At 40.1% G+C, this 20,226-nt stretch carries 14 protein-coding genes and 1 pseudogene; 4 read left to right on the forward strand and 11 right to left on the reverse strand.

The features are described 5' to 3' along the window. Nucleotides 1-10 precede the first annotated feature (10 nt). Nucleotides 11-223: pseudogene (tnpA, locus tag CRI9333_RS28405) on the reverse strand (IS200/IS605 family transposase); the annotation flags it as partial. A 42-nt stretch (nucleotides 224-265) separates the two neighbouring features. On the opposite strand from tnpA, the gene CRI9333_RS17905 reads away from it, so the two are divergent. Further along, on the forward strand, nucleotides 266-1,513 hold the full coding sequence (locus CRI9333_RS17905; RefSeq protein ID WP_015204582.1) for an RNA-guided endonuclease InsQ/TnpB family protein: 1,248 nt from the start codon (nucleotides 266-268) through the stop codon (nucleotides 1,511-1,513). A gap of 47 nt (nucleotides 1,514-1,560) precedes the next feature. Here CRI9333_RS17905 and CRI9333_RS17910 read toward each other — a convergent pair whose 3' ends face one another. Next, nucleotides 1,561-3,072 (reverse strand): ATP-binding protein, encoded by a 1,512-nt coding sequence (locus CRI9333_RS17910; protein WP_015204583.1) that lies wholly within the window; start codon nucleotides 3,070-3,072, stop codon nucleotides 1,561-1,563. 326 nt (nucleotides 3,073-3,398) lie between these two features. Then, nucleotides 3,399-6,443, reverse strand: a complete 3,045-nt coding sequence (gene sbcC, locus CRI9333_RS17915; RefSeq protein WP_015204584.1) for an exonuclease subunit SbcC — start codon at nucleotides 6,441-6,443, stop codon at nucleotides 3,399-3,401. 321 nt (nucleotides 6,444-6,764) lie between these two features. Between sbcC and CRI9333_RS17920 the strand changes: the two genes are divergently transcribed. Together CRI9333_RS17920 and CRI9333_RS17925 are read left to right on the forward strand one after the other, a co-directional pair. Further along, nucleotides 6,765-7,169, forward strand: coding sequence for a hypothetical protein (locus CRI9333_RS17920; protein WP_015204585.1), 405 nt, complete (start codon nucleotides 6,765-6,767; stop codon nucleotides 7,167-7,169). A 272-nt stretch (nucleotides 7,170-7,441) separates the two neighbouring features. After that, nucleotides 7,442-8,065 carry a hypothetical protein gene (locus CRI9333_RS17925; RefSeq protein WP_157462347.1) on the forward strand — a complete coding sequence of 208 codons (624 nt, stop codon included), beginning with the start codon at nucleotides 7,442-7,444 and terminating at the stop codon, nucleotides 8,063-8,065. A 342-nt stretch (nucleotides 8,066-8,407) separates the two neighbouring features. On the opposite strand, the gene CRI9333_RS17930 is transcribed toward CRI9333_RS17925, so the two are convergent. The 7 genes from CRI9333_RS17930 to CRI9333_RS17960 form a co-directional block, all read right to left on the reverse strand. Further along, on the reverse strand, nucleotides 8,408-8,929 hold the full coding sequence (locus CRI9333_RS17930) for a hypothetical protein (RefSeq protein WP_041226106.1): 522 nt from the start codon (nucleotides 8,927-8,929) through the stop codon (nucleotides 8,408-8,410). A 193-nt stretch (nucleotides 8,930-9,122) separates the two neighbouring features. Beyond that, nucleotides 9,123-9,575 (reverse strand): nitrate reductase associated protein, encoded by a 453-nt coding sequence (locus tag CRI9333_RS17935; RefSeq protein ID WP_015204588.1) that lies wholly within the window; start codon nucleotides 9,573-9,575, stop codon nucleotides 9,123-9,125. Nucleotides 9,576-9,598: 23 nt separating this feature from the next. After that, on the reverse strand, nucleotides 9,599-10,063 hold the full coding sequence (locus CRI9333_RS17940) for a phosphate-starvation-inducible PsiE family protein (RefSeq protein WP_015204589.1): 465 nt from the start codon (nucleotides 10,061-10,063) through the stop codon (nucleotides 9,599-9,601). An 11-nt stretch (nucleotides 10,064-10,074) separates the two neighbouring features. Beyond that, nucleotides 10,075-12,324, reverse strand: a complete 2,250-nt coding sequence (locus CRI9333_RS17945) for a molybdopterin oxidoreductase family protein (RefSeq protein WP_015204590.1) — start codon at nucleotides 12,322-12,324, stop codon at nucleotides 10,075-10,077. Between the two features lie 397 nt (nucleotides 12,325-12,721). Then, the gene (locus CRI9333_RS17950) at nucleotides 12,722-14,230 is read right to left on the reverse strand and encodes a NarK family nitrate/nitrite MFS transporter (protein ID WP_015204591.1); all 1,509 of its coding nucleotides are present in this window, start codon (nucleotides 14,228-14,230) and stop codon (nucleotides 12,722-12,724) included. Between the two features lie 99 nt (nucleotides 14,231-14,329). Beyond that, a complete protein-coding gene (locus CRI9333_RS17955) occupies nucleotides 14,330-16,306 on the reverse strand; it encodes a ferredoxin--nitrite reductase (protein WP_015204592.1) in 1,977 nt (658 codons plus the stop codon). Between the two features lie 531 nt (nucleotides 16,307-16,837). After that, on the reverse strand, nucleotides 16,838-18,172 hold the full coding sequence (locus CRI9333_RS17960) for a CmpA/NrtA family ABC transporter substrate-binding protein (protein ID WP_015204593.1): 1,335 nt from the start codon (nucleotides 18,170-18,172) through the stop codon (nucleotides 16,838-16,840). Between the two features lie 135 nt (nucleotides 18,173-18,307). Here CRI9333_RS17960 and CRI9333_RS17965 point away from each other — a divergent pair, with 135 nt between their 5' ends. Beyond that, entirely contained in the window at nucleotides 18,308-19,201 is an 894-nt protein-coding gene (locus tag CRI9333_RS17965; protein ID WP_015204594.1) for an Rpn family recombination-promoting nuclease/putative transposase, read from the forward strand. Between the two features lie 11 nt (nucleotides 19,202-19,212). Here CRI9333_RS17965 and CRI9333_RS17970 read toward each other — a convergent pair whose 3' ends face one another. Continuing rightward, nucleotides 19,213-20,046: a nitrate ABC transporter ATP-binding protein gene (locus CRI9333_RS17970; protein ID WP_015204595.1), complete on the reverse strand. Its 834-nt coding sequence runs from the start codon at nucleotides 20,044-20,046 to the stop codon at nucleotides 19,213-19,215. Between the last annotated feature and the right edge of the window lie 180 nt (nucleotides 20,047-20,226).

Raw genomic sequence — 20,226 nt, forward strand, 5'->3', positions numbered from 1 at the left:
GCTCAACGCCAATATGATTATCTGGAGAGAGGTTTACCAACAAGTGAACACGATCTTCCTCCCCGTTAAATTCTATGAGAATACTTTTTTGTTGTTCGCATAAATCAGTAAATATTTGTTGCAGTCTATTCAATATTTCTAGATTTATAACCTTGCTTCGATACTTAGTCACAAACACAATATGCAGGTGAATACAGAAAACAGCGTGTGAACTTTTTCTAATAAGGGGTTACATTGTGAATAGGTGAATGTTAATATAATATTTATGATAGTAACACGCAGAGCAACCTTTCGCTTATATCCAAATAAGTCCCAAGAGGTAAAGTTGCACTATTGGCGACGACTTCATAAGGATTTATATAATGCCTGTCTTTATCAAAGAAAGACAGAATATAAGCGTTTTGGTAATTCTGTTAGTTACTACGATCAGCAGAATCTTTTACCAGAATTTAAGGAGTGTTGGACTGAATATAAAGAGTTAGGTTCACAAGCTTTACAGGCAACAGTTAAGCGTGTTGATTTCGCCTACCAAAGATTTCTTAAAGGTGTAGGTGGATACCCTAAATTCAAGTCTTCCCGTGATTATCGTGGCTGGACTTACCCTGGAATAAGTGGATGGAAAGCGCATACAACAGGGGATAGTGGTTATCTAGAATTGTCCCACTTAGGACAGATTCAGATGAGAGGTAAAGCCAGAACTTGGGGTAATCCTACAACCTTAACTATTATTTGGAAACAGGGTAAATGGTATGCGTCGATTACTGTAAATTGTGAACCAGTTCGACAAACTGGTAATGGTGCTGTCGGCTTAGATTTTGGCACTTTTCACGCAATTGCTTGTAGTGATGAAACGATAATTGATAATCCGAGATTCTTAGGTAATACTCAACAAAAAATCAAGCAAGCTTCTAAGAAACTATGCCGTAAACGTGCGCCTAATTTCAAGAAAAAGGTTAAAGCGTCTAAACGTTGGAGAAAAAACCGAAAAAAGATAAGTAAACTTCAAAATACAATTGCCAATCAGAGACAAGATTGGCAACATCAAATCGCTGCACAGATAGTTAGCTGTAATAGCCTGGTAGCGACCGAGAAGTTAAACGTCAAAGGGATGACTCGTAAAGCCAAAAAAAGTCGTAAGAGAAAACATCAAAAAGCAGGATTAAATCGGTCATTGCTAGATGTTGGAATTAGCAATATAACTTCACTAATTAAGTATAAATTGAGTGAATGCAATGGGGTATTTGTTGATGTACCTTTATCAATTGCTCCTTCTCAAACTTGCCCTAAATGCTATCACAAAAAGAAAAAAGAGTTGTCTGAAAGAGTGCATAATTGTCAAAATTGTGGTTTTGTTGCGGACAGAGATGTTGCAGCAGCTATGGTAATGCTAAATTATTCAAGGGGTTTGGAACAAGCCTCTACAAACGTCGATGCTAAACCTCTATCTAAAGCCACACATTGTGGAGGCTTTAGGCAAGTTCAGCAGTTGAAGCGTCAGAAACCTCGGACGTAGCGAATGCGGAGTCCGCAGGTAGTTCATTATTGATATAGCAGTACTAATTAAGATGCTGCAAATGCTGTTGATAGCTGTGCAGTGCTTTTCCTAGTTTGCTGTACTGGCAACTGAATCAAAAATTCTGTCCCTTGTCCAGGCTGGGAATTACAAGTAATCTTCCCATGATGCTTCTCGGCTACAATTTGATAGCTAATAGATAAACCCAAACCAGTACCTTTGCCCACTGGTTTAGTCGTAAAAAATGGATCAAACAATCGAGCTTTTATTTTCCGATTTATACCATCAGCGTTATCAGCAATTCGCACTACAATTTCATCTGATGGCAACAATTCTGTGCAAATAGTAATCTGACCAGGGCGGTCTGTAACTTCTTCAATAGCATCAATTGCATTGCTGATCAGATTCATAAATACTTGATTTATCTCACCAGCATAGCACTCGACCAGAGGCAAATCACCATACTCCTTGACAACTTGTATTTCTGAAAGTCCATTCCTTACCTTTAAACGATGTTGCAAAATTAATAAAGTGCTATCTATACCTTCATGGATATTTACAACCTGCATCTGTGATTGGTCAATCCGAGAAAAATTCTTAAGTGATAGCACAATTTGACAAATACGTTCAGCACCAATTTTCATTGAAGATAAAAGTTTGGGCATATCTTCAATCAGAAAATCTAGTTCAATATCTTCAATTTTTTCTTGAATTTTATGACTAGGTTTGGAATTGCTTTCTTGATAAAGTTGTAATAATTCCAGTAAATTTTGAACGTATTCGCTAGCGTGGCTTAGATTACCATAAATAAAGTTAACTGGATTATTAATTTCGTGGGCTACACCAGCAACTAATTGACCAAGGCTAGACATTTTTTCAGTTTGCACCAATTGTGTCTGATACGATCGCAAATCTGTCAATGCTTGCTCTAATTTCTGAGATTGAGCCTGAGCTTTTTCAGTTGCCTCACAACTTTGTTGATAAAGTTCAGCTAAGTGAAGGTCAATTGCTAGCTGTTGCCGATCGCTTTCTTGCTGATATTGACTAACAACAGCATCTAAAGCTTTGATTAAATCAGTTGCAGAGGCGTTCAAAATGTATTGTAAATGAAAATTATCTTGTGTAAGTTCAGATTTATCTATTTCCCCTAACAGTCTTGCTTGAGTGATATAGTTGCGAACTTGCTTGTCTAAATTGAGAGGCAAATCAAAGTACATTGCTTCAACTGTTGGCGATGGATTTCCAGGTAGTTTCATCTCCGCATCACCATTAATTAATCCGTTATGGGATTTTTCCATTAGGTTAATTGCAGCTAGTAGTTCCTGACGCAATTTTTCCTGTTCCACAACGTCTTGAGTGCAAACTAATCTCAAAGCGAACAATGCAGTTCTTTGAGAAAGCATTCGCTGACGACCACTGACATTAACGACTGCTGCATTAATTTCTCGTGCCGCAGTAATCGGCTTTAAATCTAACAAACCACTCATAGCAAGTACTGGCAACAATTTGAAATACAACAAGTTGCTTAAAATTTTACTATTGTTAGATTGGTTTTTCATATTTTATTAAGTTTAAATCTGGCTCTCTAGGTTAACAATCTTCAAAGTAGTAAAAAATTAGATAAGATTTAGCGGGATTGGAATGGTAATAATATCAGCTATATAGAAAATTTTTTTGGTATGTATTTATACTATTTGGGCGTTAACCAGGGATTACGGGCAGATCCCCCTAAATCCCCCTACCCTATGCGCTCCGCGCAGGCTACGCCAACGGGAAGGCTTCGCCTATAAAAAGGGGGACTTTGAAGAGACTTCCTAGCCTTAGTCAAGTTTTAGGTAATTAACGACAGATGCACACAGATAAACACAGATGGGTTTTGTTCCGATTACGTCAACAAACTTAACTGAGATCCATTATTGGTTTTGCGGACTTCGATGCGGGTTTGAAATGCTTCTTTAAATTGGGGCATATGGGTGACGGTGAGGATGCAAGCAAAGTCGGATGCGATCGCATTTATCGCTGCAATTAAGCGATCGCATCCTTCCTGATCCTGTGTCCCAAATCCTTCATCTACTATTAATAATTGCAAGGCTGTACCAGATCTTTGTGCTAACATCCTCGCTAAGGCTAAACGAATTGCAAAGTTAATTCTAAATGCTTCCCCGCCAGAATAAGTTTCATAAGGTCGCGTCCCGCTAGCATCAGCAATTAAAATATCCAATGTATCAATTAATTTGGCGTTTTTAACTGAAGCTTTGGCGCTGCGAGATCTGGTACTTTTTCCAGCTTTTTGAGTGACAAATTGTACGTGCAATTGATTTCCACTCAGACGGGAAAGGATATTATTAGTTTCAGCTTCTAGTTGTGGTAAGACGTTTTCAATCATTAATGCTTGAATACCATTCTTACCAAATGCTTTACTTAATTCATCATAAATGCGAAATTGACGTTTAAATTCTTGTAATTGTTCTTGCTGTAGTTCATATTGAGTTTGTAATGTTTCAATTTGGCTCTTTTGATGTTGCAATCTTCCTAAATTAGCTATATAACTATCTAATTGCTGTCTTCGCTGTTGGATTTGTTGCTCTAAAGATCGGATTTCACCAGTAGGATCTGCCATTTCTGCTAACTGATTAACCATTGCTTCTATTTGATGATTAATTCCTTGTTGGTTAGTTAATCTTTCTTGTAAGCTTTGGTTAAGTAAGGTGATGCGATCGCCTACTTCTGGATATTGCTGTTTCGCTTGGTTTAATTCCTGATATCTGAATTGCCAAGATTGCGCTTGACGTAAGGAAGCAAGTATGATGTTATGGTGCGATCGCTCATAATTTAGTTCAGCAATACCTTGCTGAACATCGGCAAGTTTTTGAGCTAGTTCTGAATTAGTTTGCAACTCTATTAAAGCAGTTTCTAAACTGGCAATTTTCCCTAAAAGTTCTGGTTTTTGTGCATCTAATAACCCCTGACGACGTACAGCATCTTTAAGTTGTGCTTGTTTAATTTCTGCCCAACGCCAACGTTCAGCTTCGCCTCTAGCTAAAGCATGAGTTTTTTCATCATATTGTAGTTCTTGCAAGTATTCATCGAGTTCTTGCAATTCGTCTTGCAAATCAACGGCGTAATTACCAATAGTAAGCGATCGCTCTAAAAGTTCTTTTTCAACAGTTATTTGTTGCAACCTCACCTGTACTTCACTGCTAGCTTGCAATTGCGCTGCTAGTTCTCCCCGTTGTTCTCGCAATGACTCATAAACAGCTAATTCTTGGGATAATTGGCGATATTCTTGCCTTAATTCTTCTCTTTGTCTTTCACATTCGGCTAATTGTTCTCGAATAACCCAATATTGTTGTTGTGCTTCTTGTTGTTGAGTTTGGGTTTTTTCGACTACGTGATTCCAGTGGTGTTCATCTAAAGAGCGATCGCATAATGGACAACTAGCATCTGGCGTTTTTAACATTTCCAGTTTTTGCGTCAATTCTGCTATTTGTCTTTCATAAGTGTGTTGATTTTCCTGTAGACGTTCCTGAAGATTCCGTCTTTCTTGCCCTTTTTCTTGCACTCGCTGTTGATAAACTCGCTTTTTCTCTAATTGTTCAATTTGAGTATCTACTTGCACAACGCGAGATTGTAATTGTGGTTGACGTACTGACTGGTTATATAACTGAGAAACTGAGGAGTTTATTTCCTCTAGTTTGGCAGTTAGTCGAGCCTGAGCGCGATTTATTTCAGTTTGTAAATTAGCGCGACGTTGTAGCAGAGGAGAGACATTTAGTTGTAGTTTATCTAATTGAGCAAGACGGGTACGACTGCGCTGTAATTGTTCTAAAGCGGTGGTAATTTCCGCCGATTTATTTAAAGTTTCTTGAATTTCTGCTTCTTGTTGACTTAAAGCTTCTAACTTTGCTTGCTTCTGGCGAATTTGTAAATTTATTTCATTAATTTTTTCAGTTAACTGTTGTTGTAACTGTTGCTTTTGTTGTTGAGCATCTTGATATGCTTGAAACTTACCCGCCAAAGCTTCCTCTGTCGCTTGCAGGTTGAGGTATTCTGTATAACCTGTGGTAATTTGTGATTCTTGTGCGATTAAAGATTCAAGTTGTTGCTGTTGTCTTTGGTTGGTAGCGATATCTTGTTGTAGGCGATCGCAATCTTGAGTAAGATTCTGATATTGCTGTCGCTGCCAAGTTAATTGCTGTTGCCAAGTTTGACGCTGATGTTGTAGTGATTGTAATTGTTGTAGTTGTTGGCGATCAATTTCTTGAACTTGTTGCAGTTGTTGCAGTTGAGTTTCAATCTCAGATTGTTGAAGTGCGATCGCTTCCTTTTGCTGCAACTGTGTTTGAATTGATTGTAAACTCAGATCTAACTGTTCCGCCTTCGCTTTAAACTGGCGCGAAGAATCCTTAGCTTGTTCCGCCAAAACTTCATATTGATCTAACTTCAACAAATCCGCCAAAATTTGTTTACGCTCATTTGGTCGTCTGAGCATAAACTCATCTGCTCTACCTTGACGCAAGTATGCAGAATTAATAAAAGTATCATAATCCAGCTTCAGGTGTCCCGTAATTAGCTGTTGAGTTGCTCTTACCCCTTTTTCAGTCAAAGAGCGGAAATTGTTGTTACTGGTTTCAATCTGAAATTCCAGGGAACCACTACCGCCCTTTTGACGAGTGCGAATAACGCGATAAGTTTGCTGATTATATTGAAAGACAAAATCAACGCGCACCTCTAGCGCACCAGCATTAATCACATCATCTTCTGTAGCAGCGCGACTTTCTCCCCAGATAGCCCAAGTGATAGCTTCTAAAAGGGAAGACTTACCCGCACCATTAGCGCCACAGATGCAAGCAGTATGCAGTCCGCGAAAATCTAAAGATGCTTCGCGGTAGCTGAAGAAATTTTTGAGAGTGAGTTGGATAGGGATCATTGAAGATGAATCACCATACCTGATTAATTAATACATACCAGTACAAATGCACTGTTGTATAGTGTAGCTATTTTTAACTCTCGACTCTCGTTCCCAACTTCAATCTAGGAACGCATTAATTGAGCAACCCCGCCTCTTATAAATATCTTTATTTTTCTCGACGACGGCTTTTTATTTCCTCTAGGCTCAATCCTTGCATAAATGGGATGCGAACAACCTATATAGAAGTAGGGGAAACGATTCTCGTACTACCCATCTACAAAGATTAAGCTGTTCCCTGATTCCACACTCAAATCAAACTCATCAAACTTGGGAGATATTATGCTGAGACGCAGTTTGCTTTATATTTCTGGTTTAACAATATCTACAGCTTTGCTCGGCTCTGCTATTACTTTCCAAGATACGGCTCAGGCAAGCCTGACAGTATCACCTCAACTGAGTTATTGCAGTGCTAGTTCAGGGCAGGGTGATTGGATTAGTTGGGGACACCAAACAGCCAAAGAAGCTTGTGGAATTGTGAATAAGAAGTTTGCATCTTGGGGACAACCCATACGTGCTCGTAGGTATGGTCGTTATTACATAAATGGAACAAACGTTGTAGAAGTATCTTGCTCTCAATCGCAACCCTTCTCCGTAGCTGGATTAGGCACAGAAGCTTTTAACAAGGCTGTTGAAATAGTACGCCTTCGTGGTCAAGAAGGAAGATGCGTTTACAAAGTAAAGTGACTAACTGACATGGGAGGCATCTTACAGGAGTTTGTGAGCGAGGGGCGAAAAACTTTTGATAAATAATAAGCTTTCAGAACTATGGACAGGGATAGCTTTGAAGTAGCGACATATCATTTAAAACTCGTTTGATAAAAAGCAGGATATTTCTACATGATCAATTTTTTCAATTAAAGAAATTGGACGTACAAACAAAGGTTTGATGAATTAGCAAACACAAAAATACCAAGGACAAAACCATGAAAAATTTTTCATTAACTTCTGCACTAATCATGACTACGACCGCTACGGTAGTCACTATGCTGATCGCCGCTCCAATGTTAGTTCAGCCTTCACCAGCAATGGCACTGCCAAGGGCTGACAGAGAGATTGATGGCGGAGGAAACAAGCAAAATGTAGAGGCATCAGGTCAGCCTGCCTCTCGAAAACCGCTTACACAAGGATTAATTCGACAAGAGATCAAATTTACCGACGTACCCCGCAAGGGAGGCGGTGATGCAGATGTTAATTCAAAGAAAGGTAGACAAACAGATGTTTCGGTTAAAACTAGCAATCTCGTTAATCATGGAAATCATTTAACAATTGACGTGACATATACTATTCGAGAGAGAGCGAAGAATTATACTCATCTTGAGAGAAGTGAGACAGTCACATTGCCTGCACCATCTGGCTCGTGCATTGTTACTTTTGGAACGAATAAAATAAATGCAAATTATTATAATCCTTTTTTTGGTGAGGATCATAATTGGTATAACATTTCCAACGCCAAAAATATCAACAACAGTTACTTTGAGGCTCTCAGCATCCGTTTCGACGGAAAAGGAAATGACGATACTGGAAATGCACAATTGGATGGCACAATTGCCATACCAGTTAAGCTGAAGAAATGTGGTTAGTTATTTGTAAAGAGTGTAAACAAGCCCATCTTTCCAACATCAAATAAAGGTGAATGCTATGTCTGAACGCTCAAGCAAAAAAACTTTATTCAATTTTACTTCGCCTGCCATTACTAAAGGCATCAGGTCACAATGGTTTTTAGCCTGATGCTATGGCTTTCATTGATAGTTTTATTTGCGATCGCCATTTTATAGCGGCTCATCATTGAATTGTGTTAATTTTAAATCACCGTTTGCTGGACTCTGGTACGATTTCCGAACTCTATTTGTAACATAGCACTAGCTAGTCGTGCCGCCATTCCCCAAACGGTGCTTTTACTTTGCAAGATGCCCGTGTGATGTTTATTTATCGCTAATTACCTCCATTTTAGTAATCAGCAATACTTGTTTACTTTTGCCACAAGGTTCATTACTTTCGCAATCATTTACTGAAGCTGTTTCATAACCCAAGCTAACTTTCTTATTCAAAAATTTTTCTGGAGTAGCACAAATCTCAAAGGATGCACCTAAATCATGTTTTTTTCCAGCTTGATCTGTTAATGTGACATAGCACATTAAGTCACCTTGCACTATTTCTTTGACTGTACCAACTTTAGGATTTTTAGTAGCTACTTCTTGAGTCTTATCTGTCTGAGCAACAGTACTTGTGCTGCGCTTCTTTTGAGAGATAACCTTAACTGGAGCATCAGTTTGAGATTGGTTTAACTCATCTGTTGTTGAACGCTTATTTGTTTGAGATTGCTCGTTTAACTTAGTTGGTGCTGAATTATTAGGATTTGTTTTAGTTGCACTTTGTACATTATTGTCTGGGTTACTACAACTCACAACTAAGCTAGAAAAAATAATTATCAAAATTGTATTCATGATATTTTTACTGAAAGACCGCACGATTAGAGAGTTATAATTCATAACATCCTTAATAAATGAGTTCGATTGCTAGTTAAGAATATCTTCACATCAAAGTAGCCTGTTTCCCGAAAAATACCAATATTTGTCGCAAAAAAGCTCTCCCTCCCTCGAAACGGGGAGGGGGCTGGGGTTTTACGCACCTATATTTTTAATTCAGATTAAATTCTTGCAGGGCTGGTAAAAAGTTTTTATTCTCGTGGCTAGGACGACTCAGCTTAATTAAAGCAAAACGTTGTTCTGGAGTTAAATTTGCCCACTTGTCAGGAGTTAATTTCACCTGAAATTCTTCAGCTTTTTCGCTCACATCATCAGGAATAGTTGTCACATTCAACCAAGCAGGATGTTCCTCTATAGGTAAATCTTTCGCTGGTGTACCTGTATGTTCTACAACTAAATTACTTACAAACTCTCTATATGCTGCTATTTCTGTTGCTGCTGTGCAAGGCATTTCTACCAGTTGCTCTCGTTCAGAGGTGCTAAAATGATTCCAGTCTTGCAATTTCAGCTTAATACCGCAAGTATCTAATTTCATCCGTACTTGCATGGGGATACAACGTAATGAATCTACAAAATCTGTTTCAAATTGAAAAAATTTAGCCATTTTAATAAGGAAAATAATTATTTCTAATGCGCTGAAGGTTCACTAAGACGAATAATCCAGTAACTAATTGCTAAAGTCAAAATTGCGAGCGATAAACCAATTAGCTCAGAACCATCAACTTTTTGAAGATCTAGAATAATTAGTTTTCGAGATACTGCAATCAAAGAAGTAACAATAACTAATTCTACTTGAATAACGTGCTTACGCAAGTAAGCTGTGATATTTTCTAAAAGTTCTAAAGCTATTAAAATATTTAAAAATACCCCAAACAGCTTTACTAAAACTTCGTTGAAATTGGCAATAGAGGGATTTAATACTTCTTTAAAAAGCAATATTCCTAAATCAACCACAGCAATGATAATTACAGCAACCATCGCCAAAGATAGTACTTTAGAAACAGCAGTTTCTACGCTTTCAATAAACTCAAGAAACTGCTCGTCAGATCCAACCCCGTTAATTGTTTTAACAACTTTCCTCAAAAAACCCATTTTTTTCTGATTTATGCAGAAGGTGCTGCTGAGAGAATACTAGATTTTGGGGATTCCAGCAAAGCTTGAGGAGTTTCTATGTGGTTTCTCACAGGTAGTAATTGCACGGCGCAAGCTTTTAATTCTGGTTGTAACGAGTCAGGACAAGCTTCTGGGTGAGTCAAGGCGTTGGCTTCAGCTTGATCTGCCCATAGTGAACCCCAGTGCATGGGGACAAATACTGTACCAGGGGCGATCGCTTTTGTAATTAAAGCAGGAAAACGACCCCGACCACGACGCGATCGCACTTCCAATAATTCCCCATCTGTGATCCCCAACCCCACAGCATCACGGGGATGAATTTCAATAAATGGGTTTGGGTGCATTTGTTTGATCTTGTCAATTCTCCCTGTACGAGTTAATGTATGCCAGTGACCATACAACCTACCTGTTGTTAACACAAAGGGATAATTAGGATCGGCAGGTTCCGCAAGTCCCCGTGAATGATACGCACCAAACCGCGCCCGCCCATCAGGAGTATTGAAGCGAAAATCTGTATACATCCGTTTGGGTGTGCGGTCTAAAACTTTGGGTCTAGAGTTGTGACGATCGATATTATTAATAGAACTATCAGCACAAGGCCACTGAATTGGGCCTTCTTGGTGCAAACGTTCGTGACTGATACCAGTTTGATCGCAGGGGCGATCGCGTGTCAACTCCACAAATTCTGCATAAACTTCAGCCGAGTTTTTGAAAGCAAATTTATCTGCAAAACCTAATCTGCGCCCTACTTCTGCAAAAATTTCCCAATCTGGTCTACCATCTCCTACTGGGGGTTTAAATGCTGGACATAAAGTAATAACTCGCTCAGAATTAGTCATTACTCCAGTTTTCTCACCCCACTGCGCCGCCGGAAGTAAAACGTGAGCAAAAGCCGCCGTTTCTGTGGGGTAGTAAGCATCCTGGTAAATTGTAAAAGGCGATCGCATTAATGCCGCTTTTGTACGAACTAAATCTGGCATACTTACAGCAGGATTAGTTGCAGCAATCCACAACAAACCGACATCACCAGTTTCTAAACCTGTAATCATATCCCAGGCGGTTCTACCTGGATTCGGTGAAATCGCCCCAGGAGTTAACCCCCACGCTTGTTCAACTTCCGCACGATGTTGGGGATTTTTTACCAAACGATAGCCAGGTAAAATGTGAGACAGTCCGCCCGCTTCTCTACCGCCCATTGCATTTGGTTGTCCTGTCAGAGAAAATGGCCCCGCACCTGGTTTACCAATTTGACCAGTCATCAAGTGCAAGTTAATAATGTTGCGTACCTTGGCAGTACCTTCTGAAGATTGGTTAACACCCATTGACCACAGAGACAAAACCCGCTTAGACTCAGCCCAATACTGAGCAGCTATTTCTATTTCTCGTTCTTCAATTCCACAAATTTTTGCTACCACCTCTGGCGGGTAGTGGGAAATTACCTCAGCAAAAGCGGGAAAGTTATTGGTACACTCTTCAATAAATTCAGAATCAATATATCCCCAACGCATTAATAAGTGAGCAATACCATTGAGTAAATCTATATCTGTGCCTGGTTTAATTGCTAAATGCAAATCTGCTGCTTCTGCTGTTGGGGTACGGCGCGGATCTACCACAATCATTTTGACGTGCTGATTTTTCTTGTGGTATTTCCGCAAACGGTTAAATACAATTGGGTGACATTCCGCAGTATTAGTACCAATTAAAAAAGCACAATCTGTTAATTCTAAATCGTCGTAGCAACAAGGTGGTCCATCAGAGCCAAAGCTTTGAATATAACCCGCAACCGCAGAAGACATACATAGACGCGAGTTAGCATCAAAATTATTTGTACCCAAGCATCCTTTCAGTAACTTTTGAGCAATATAGTAATCTTGGGTTTGAAACTGACCAGATCCGTACATACAAACCCCATCTGATCCTTGGGTTGCTAGTACGGTTTTAAAGCGTTGGACAATCCGATCTAATGCTTCTTCCCAACTAACACGCTGGAAGGGTTGATCCAAAGAATCGCGCATCATTGGATAGTGTAAGCGGTCTTTATTGAGAGACTCAGCAATTGTCGCGCCTTTGACACAAACCATTCCCTGGCTAGAAGGATGAGTGCGATCGCCCTGCACTTTCCAGATCGGAGTACCTTTACTATCCCGATTAGTTGCTTTTCCTGGTTGCGCTGGGGGGGAAACTTCCAAACCGCAGCCAACGCCACAGTAAGGACATAGTGTTTTGGTTGCGTCAGTCATAGCTGTTTACCGTAATCCCTATATTTAGTCGGACTGATTGCTCAACAATAAATTTATGCAGGTTAAATATAATCTTTGTAAAAACCGAGTTATTTACTTAAAGTTGCTGATTTCAACTGATAAATTCTGTATTTTTTATCACAATTTAGTAAAAATATTTTGATATTTGCACAGAAAATTGAGAATGCAGTTCGCTTGATTGTAGTTAATTCTCGAACTGCCACATTGACTGGAGCGAATCGACTTATCCTATTATATCAGTATAAATACTTAATCAATCAAACTTACGCATAAATCAGCGAACAGTGAGCAGTTATCAGTTATCAATCTTGAAATTTATTTTACTGTTTACTGTTTACTGTTCACTGTTCACTGTTGGCTATTCAGTATTCACTGTTTAGCCTTGTTCTTGTCCATCTATTAGCAGCCCATCTGCTGCAACTGTAGTTGCTGGAGTTTCACCTTCATATTGTGCAGCAAAGGAACCTTTGGGTTCTTTGAGGAAGAAAGCACACATAAAGGCGCAGATCAGCGCGGCAATTCCCATTGTGGTAAACAAGGTAGGTGCATCAGTTAAGCTGAAAATTGTGAGATAAATTACACCACCGAAGTTGCCATAAGCACCAACATTACCTGCAATTTGTCCAGTACTTTCCTTCTTAATCAGGGGTACAATTCCGTATGTAGCACCGCAACCAGCTTGAGCAAAGTAAGCAGCAAACAGGGTGACAGCGATCGCTAAAGGTAATGCCCAATCTTTATTGATAAAATGCGCTAACAGATAGCCAACTCCAATTCCTACCGATACTATCGTCATTGTCCACTTGCGGCTACCAAGTTTATCGGAAATTAAACCACCACTAGGACGAGAAAATAAATTTAAGAAAGGATAGGTAGCAGCAATCATCCCTGCAACAACGTGTTCAAGTCCAAAGGTTTTTTCAAAAAACACAGGTAGCATGGACACTGCTGCTAATTCTGAACCAAAGTTAGTTACATAAGTAAACTCTAGCAGTGCTACTTGACGGAACTCATAGCGTTCAGATGGAGGGTAGGTTTTAACGCCAGTAACAACATCTTTATTAACTTCCCATGCTTTATAACTTTGGTAGGCATACAAAGCTAGTAACAACGCCCAAACTATATACATTCCTGTGGTATCGAAGAACTTAACTTTCATTAAGCGCCAAGTTAAGACACCAAGGGCAAAAATTAAGCCAAAATTAGAAACTAATAGAGCGTAGAAGCTTTTAGCACTGGTGACTTCCATTGCGCCATTTTTCTTAGGGCGCTTGTAAACTTTACCTGTAGGAGTATCTTGGACGCTGTTGTAGTAAATTACGCCATAAATAGCGGAGATAATACCTGTAAGAGCGATCGCCAAACGCCAGTTAGATGCACCACCAGCTAAAAAGGCAGTTGCTATCCCAATTGTGGGTAATGCAAACTCTGCACCGAAAGCACCAAAATTACCCCAACCGCCGTAAATACCTTGGGCGCTCCCAATCTCTTTGGGTGTGAACCATTCTGACACCATGCGGATGCCGATGACAAACCCAGATCCGACAATCCCCATCAGCAGACGGCTGATCACTAGCTGATTAAAGTCTTGCGCGAAGGATGTAGCCAAACAGGGGACTAGCGCAAATACCAGCAAACATGAGTAGGTGATTCTTGGACCAAAACGATCCAGCAGCATCCCAATAATAATCCGGGCTGGAATTGTTAGGGCAAGGTTACAAATTAGTAATGTTTTAATTTGTGGCTCTGTAATTCCTAAATCTTTCGCAATTGTTGTGGCGAAAGGAGAAAAGTTAAACCAGCATACAAACGTGAGAAAGAAAGCAAACCATGTCATGTGCAGGATGCGGTATCGCCCCTGAAATGAAAGTAATCCTTTGAGCATTTGAACTTTACCTAACAACGATTGGGAAAAATGAAGATAGAGAAAAAAGAGGGGAAAGGGGAAAGGTTTAATAACTGGTCACTGGTCACTATTCCCTGATTAAGCATCAATTACGACTTTGCCAACAGGTCGAGCAATACAAGCTAAAATAAATCCTTGTTCTCGATCGCTATCTTCTAAAGCTTCTGGTTCTCCCTCATACTCGACTTGTCCTTCTACAAGCTTCTGTTTGCAAGTTCCACAGGTTCCAGAACGACAACTGCTAGGAAGCTCGATCCCGGAAGCTTCAGCGACATCTAAAATTAAGTCATCTCCATTACAAGTAACTTCTTTGCCAGATTGAGCGAAGTTAATCGTCGCAGTTTGGGATGGAGATGGCGCTGGTGGTGCAATAACTGCTTCTGCTGTTTGGGTAGCAATACCATTTCCATTACTCTGTACCTTTGACTCAAGGACATTGTTAATCTGATCTGCAACCGCACTTATAGTTACTGATGCAGTATTAGTTGCTGTTAACTCTGCTTCTGACTTGAGTTGAGCGCCAAAATCTTTAATTAACAAATCCCGCAATACTTGCTTTAAATCCTCACAAGGAATACTCTTAATTGCACAAGTACCGAGATGGGCATCTTTACCGACTTTGCCACCCAAATAGATATCAACACCTTCTAAGGTTTTGCCGTTTTTACGCACCTTAGTACCCATCAAACCAATGTCAGCAACTTGAGGTTGAGCGCAGGAATTAGGGCATCCAGTCCAGTGCAACCGCACTGATGAAGGTACTGATAACTCTGCATCTAATTCTTTAATTAGTGCTAAGGCGCGGTTTTTGGTTTCAACTAAGGCAAAATTACAAAATTCTGCACCTGTGCAAGAAATTAGCGATCGCTCTAATGTTTCAGGATTAACTTTAAAACGTTGCAGTAGCGGTTCTTTCAACAACGAAGCAATCCGAGAATCAGGAATATTAGGAATTATGACGTTTTGCTCAACAGTTAGCCGAATTTCACCGCTACCGTAAACATCAGCCAAACGCGCCAAATCAAACATATCATCGGCATACATCCGACCCATCGGAATGTGCAAACCGATATAGTTTAAAGCAGGTTGTTTCTGGGAATGAATCCCAATGTGGTCGCGCTTATCCCAAAGAATTTCATCTTTTTCAGCCGCAGTTTGCAGGGAATGACCTAATTGTTTTTCGACTTCTGAGCGAAACTTTTCAATTCCCCAATCTTCAATCAGATACATGATCCGTGCTTTTTGCCGATTCGCCCGCAAACCGTTGTTGCGATAAACGAGTAAAACAGCTTCGCAAACGGCGACAACATCACGAGGATCAACCCAAGCATTAAGAGGAATTGCTTCTATACAAGCTTTAGCTGAGAAGAAACCACCAACTATAACGTTAAAGCCAATCACGCCGTTTTTGTAGGCGGGGATAAATGCTAAATCGTTTATTTCTGCGTGGACAGAGTTATCACGACAACCTGCGATCGCAATATTAAATTTACGAGGCAAATTAGTAAAAGATGGATTACCCTCACCATTGTTGGTAATCATATCTTGGACTTTGCGGACAATCCCTCGCGTATCAATTAATTCATCCGCATCAATTCCCGCCACAGGTGAACCTGTAATATTGCGAACATTATCCATCCCAGATTGAATACTGGTCATACCAGCTTCTTGCAAACGCTTGCAAATTTCTGGTAAATCTTCAATCCGAATACTGCGTATTTGAATATTTTGTCTAGTAGTAATATCAGCGATTCCTTGGTCTTGAAATCCTGAACTATTACAGAACCTTTGCACAATTTCTGCTAACACCCGCATCTGACCGCTAGTTAAGATACCACTAGGCATCCGCAACCGCATCATAAATAAGCCAGGAGTCATGGGACGATAGAAAATACCTAACCACTTTAAGCGATAGTCGCGGTCAGTTTCATCCATTGCTTCCCAACCAATTTGGGCAAAATGTTCTAGTTCTTTTCTAACTTCTAGACCATCTTTTTCAGCTTTTAATCTTTCAAATTTGTTCTTGGATTCTTTCAGTGGTGCTGCTTCTACCATCGGTTGATTTCCCTAAAATTTAAACAATAAGAACTGTTGCGACAAGGTTTTTACACTTGTCACGTGCATTAAAAATGCTTTGATTAACTTTTACTATTGATATTAGTTAGGCTAATAACATTAATCCGTATGTTTGATTACACTTATTTACCTGTTCTTCATATCTGTGCGTGCCTATACTTTCAGCCTAGATTGTCAATATAGAGATTTATCGACTTGTTGAAATTGAGTGATACAAAGGCGTTGGCGTAGTGCTTTTTGTTTATTTATTTAGCTCAAGAGCAAAAATTGAATCTATATAACTAAAGTATTAGAGTTAGAAATGAATATTCGTATATTTAGTTACAAAACAGGGTTAAATATGAAATTTTCGCATCATTGTCATGCTATTCATACATGATCTTAGGCATAGTCCCTAAAATCCCCGACTTCTTTAAGAAATCAGGGATTTTTTGTTCGCGAAATTTATAGCGGTTTGCAGTCGAATGTCATACACCCTTTTAAGGGCGCAGACTCCGCCAACGCCACTACTTAGTTAGCCCGAATTTCAAAGTTATTGAGGTACTCAACAGGCTGATTAGGGTCAAACGCCCACTTATCAATGAAAACATCTGCTGGCTCAACTTTCATCGTCTGAGTAGGCAGAGGAATTTTGAGCGCCTTAGCAACTTCCTGATAAATTTCTGGAGGGTAAACTTTTTTAAGAATTTCGTTGGCCTCCTTGGGATACTGTGTTTGTTCAATCTGATTCCAGCGAATCATTTGGGTTAACAGCCAAACGGCGTGGGACTGCCAAGGATAGTTGGCATGATCTGGCTTATTTAAATAGCTGGTGTTGCGTAAGTGAAACAGGTTGAAATCATTAATTTGTTTAATTCTGCTTTTTTGATCGAAGCCACCGTAGTTATATTTCCCCAGCATGGAGTTTTTGGCATAATCTACGTTTGTGTTGAGATATTTAGGATCTGAGATAATTTTGGTGACTGGTAAACGGTTCTTAGTGCGATCGCAATACTGACAAGCCTCTAGCACAGCCGCAACCATTGCCTTAGTTGTGACAGGATTTGCATCTATCCAAGGTTGCATCGTTGCTAAAACTTTTTCTGGATGACCACTCCAAATATCTCGATCCACATAAACAGTGAAACCAACTTCTTCCAACACTGCCTGCTGGTTCAAAGGTTCCTCTATACAATAGCCCTCAATCGTGCCATTCCTAAGCATATCCAGCATTTCTGCTGGTGGGATCTCAATTAGTTTGACATCGCGATCGGGATTAATATTCATCGTTGCCAGCCAATAGCGGAGGATGTAGTTGCCCATTGCAGATCGATCTACAATCCCAAAGCTAGGAGGCTCACTAAAACTTTTAATATATTTTGCAAATGAGTCAGTAAATTCATGAAAATTTAGATAATCTATTCCAGGTCGAATACCCGCGTTCCAAAATTTGCGGGAAAGAGTGATGGCATTGCCATTCAAATTCAGGGTCATCAGGGAAACCATAGGCGCAGCCTTAGCGCCCAACTGTGCCAACAAAGGCATACCATATAAAGCATGAGCGGCATCCAAGCGCCCCTGAATTAAACTCTCCTTAAGAGTTTCCCAGCTTTTTTCTTGAGCGATCTTGACGTTGAGACCGTACTTTTCAAAAAAGCCTTTCTCTTTGGCAATGATGATCGGCGCAGAGTCGATCACAGGCATAATGCCAATCGTCAGGTTGCGTTTTTCCAAATCGCCAAAAATATTATCCGGCTTTTTGGCTGTGGCATTATCCGTTTTGGAACCATAACCATTCTGGCAGGCTGCAAAGGCAAATCCTGCTGCTGCCAAACTGGTATATTTGAGAAACTGACGACGCTCCATGATTAGCAATTAGCAGTCCTTCGGTTAGCTATTAGCTGTTGATTAGTTAGGTGTGTATCAAAGCTTGATAAGCCTTTAAATATTACAGGAATTTTTAGTCCACAGGTTGAAACCCAAGTTATTAACCAAAATTGAATGTACGATAACACTTGTAAATTTATCGCTGAGACGTTCCCTGCTGATATCGCCACTTGGTTGTTAGGCGAACCTATCAGCCTAACTAAGCTAGAACCTTCAGAATTGTCTGCTGAACCGATCCGCGCCGACTCGCTGATCTTCTTAGAATCTGAAGAAATTATCCTACACGCAGAGTTTCAAACAGCACCCAAGCCAGATATTCCGTTTCGCATGGCTGATTATCGCTTGCGGGCATACCGTCGCTATCCTGGTAAACAGATGCGTCAAATAGTAATTTATTTACGCCAGTCTGGATCTGATTTGGTTTATCAGAATACCTTTGAATTTGATAACTTCCGGTCTAGTTTTGAGGTTATTCGACTGTGGGAACAACCAACTGAAATATTTTTACAGTCCCCAGGGTTATTCCCGTTTGCGGTTTTGAGTCAGACAAATAACGCTGATAATGTTCTGCGACAGGTTGCGGGACAGATTGAGAGAATTAGCAATAATAGGGAGCAGAGTAATGTAGCTGCTTCTACAGCAATGTTGGCAGGGTTAGTATTGAGTAAGGATCTGATTAACAGCGTCTTGAGGCAAGAGATTATGCGAGAGTCAGTAATTTATCAGGAAATCGAGGCTGAAGCCATGCAAAAAGGTATTCAGCAAGGTATTCAACAAGGTGTTCAACAAGGTATTCAACAAGGTGTTCAACAAGGTGTTCAGCAAGGTGTTCAACAAGAAGCGGTGTCTTTCGTCTTACGCTTGCTGAAACGACGGCTAGGAGAAGTTAAGCCAGAATTACAAGCACAAATTCAAGGGTTATCTGTCCAGCAGTTAGAAGAATTAGGGGAAGCACTGCTGGATTTTCAGAGTGAATCAGATTTGGTCGCATGGCTTGAGAAACTTTAATTAGCCGATCGCTAATCCAAATGAGCAAAGCGGTTAAACAAAAAGTCGAGGGCGTAGTTACGCAAATTATAGTAATCGGGATCTTCGATAATTTCAGCACGGTTTCTAGGACGAGAGAAAGGTATATCTAAGACTTCACCGATGTTTGCTGCGGGGCCATTGGTCATCATTACTAAACGGTCTGCTAGAAACAGTGCTTCATCAATATCATGGGTAATCATTAGCACTGTGACTCGGTGTTCGCGCCAAATTGCTAGTAGTTCTTCTTGTAATTCTTCTTTGGTAATGGCATCTAATGCCCCAAAGGGTTCATCTAAAATTAAGACTTGCGGACGTATTGCTAATGCACGGGCGATCGCAACTCTTTGTTTCATCCCCCCAGACAACTGCGATGGCTTTTTATGCGCTGCTTCTGTTAGTCCCACAAGCTGCAAATGCTCCTCAACAATCTCTTTTTTAAAGGAATTTGGTTTATCTGCATAGACAGCATCCACCGCGAGGTAGATATTCTCATAAGCGGTCATCCAAGGCAGCAGGGAGTAGTTTTGGAACACCATCATCCGATCTGGACCTGGTTCTGTGATGCGCTTGGCTTGTAGCGTGATTTCGCCACTTGTAGGTTTGTTAAACCCAGCCACCATATTTAATAATGTTGATTTGCCACAACCAGAGTGACCGATCAAGCAAACAAATTCACCTTCATAAACTGTGAGGTTAACATCTTCCAAGGCGATAAAGGAGCCATTGGGAGTGGGAAAGACCTTGGAAACGTTATCTATAACAAGAAAAGGATCGCGCTTCAGGGCTGAGGGCTGAGGGTTGAGGGCTGAGGTAGTAGTTTGCATACTATTAAGTTAAGTTTTGAGTTTTTAGGCGAAAGAAGTTCAGGAGGGCTGGTCATTGGTCATTGGTCATTAAGAGCCTATCTTTCAAAATAGATAATCACTCTTAAATATCTGCGTTTATCTGCGTTTATCTGCGGTTAAATACTCTTAAAAGGACTTTTACCGATAGGCTCTAAGTCT

The organism is Crinalium epipsammum PCC 9333, assembly GCF_000317495.1.
In the GTDB taxonomy this organism is placed as follows: domain Bacteria; phylum Cyanobacteriota; class Cyanobacteriia; order Cyanobacteriales; family PCC-9333; genus Crinalium; species Crinalium epipsammum.

Coding starts and splice junctions, on each gene's coding strand:
- CRI9333_RS17905 (WP_015204582.1), top strand. CDS start 266: ATGATAGTAACACGCAGAGCAACCTTTCGCTTATATCCAAATAAGTCC.
- CRI9333_RS17910 (WP_015204583.1), bottom strand. CDS start 3,072: ATGAAAAACCAATCTAACAATAGTAAAATTTTAAGCAACTTGTTGTAT.
- sbcC (WP_015204584.1), bottom strand. CDS start 6,443: ATGATCCCTATCCAACTCACTCTCAAAAATTTCTTCAGCTACCGCGAA.
- CRI9333_RS17920 (WP_015204585.1), top strand. CDS start 6,765: ATGCTGAGACGCAGTTTGCTTTATATTTCTGGTTTAACAATATCTACA.
- CRI9333_RS17925 (WP_157462347.1), top strand. CDS start 7,442: ATGACTACGACCGCTACGGTAGTCACTATGCTGATCGCCGCTCCAATG.
- CRI9333_RS17930 (WP_041226106.1), bottom strand. CDS start 8,929: ATGAATACAATTTTGATAATTATTTTTTCTAGCTTAGTTGTGAGTTGT.
- CRI9333_RS17935 (WP_015204588.1), bottom strand. CDS start 9,575: ATGGCTAAATTTTTTCAATTTGAAACAGATTTTGTAGATTCATTACGT.
- CRI9333_RS17940 (WP_015204589.1), bottom strand. CDS start 10,063: ATGGGTTTTTTGAGGAAAGTTGTTAAAACAATTAACGGGGTTGGATCT.
- CRI9333_RS17945 (WP_015204590.1), bottom strand. CDS start 12,324: ATGACTGACGCAACCAAAACACTATGTCCTTACTGTGGCGTTGGCTGC.
- CRI9333_RS17950 (WP_015204591.1), bottom strand. CDS start 14,230: ATGCTCAAAGGATTACTTTCATTTCAGGGGCGATACCGCATCCTGCAC.
- CRI9333_RS17955 (WP_015204592.1), bottom strand. CDS start 16,306: ATGGTAGAAGCAGCACCACTGAAAGAATCCAAGAACAAATTTGAAAGA.
- CRI9333_RS17960 (WP_015204593.1), bottom strand. CDS start 18,172: ATGGAGCGTCGTCAGTTTCTCAAATATACCAGTTTGGCAGCAGCAGGA.
- CRI9333_RS17965 (WP_015204594.1), top strand. CDS start 18,308: ATGTACGATAACACTTGTAAATTTATCGCTGAGACGTTCCCTGCTGAT.
- CRI9333_RS17970 (WP_015204595.1), bottom strand. CDS start 20,046: ATGCAAACTACTACCTCAGCCCTCAACCCTCAGCCCTCAGCCCTGAAG.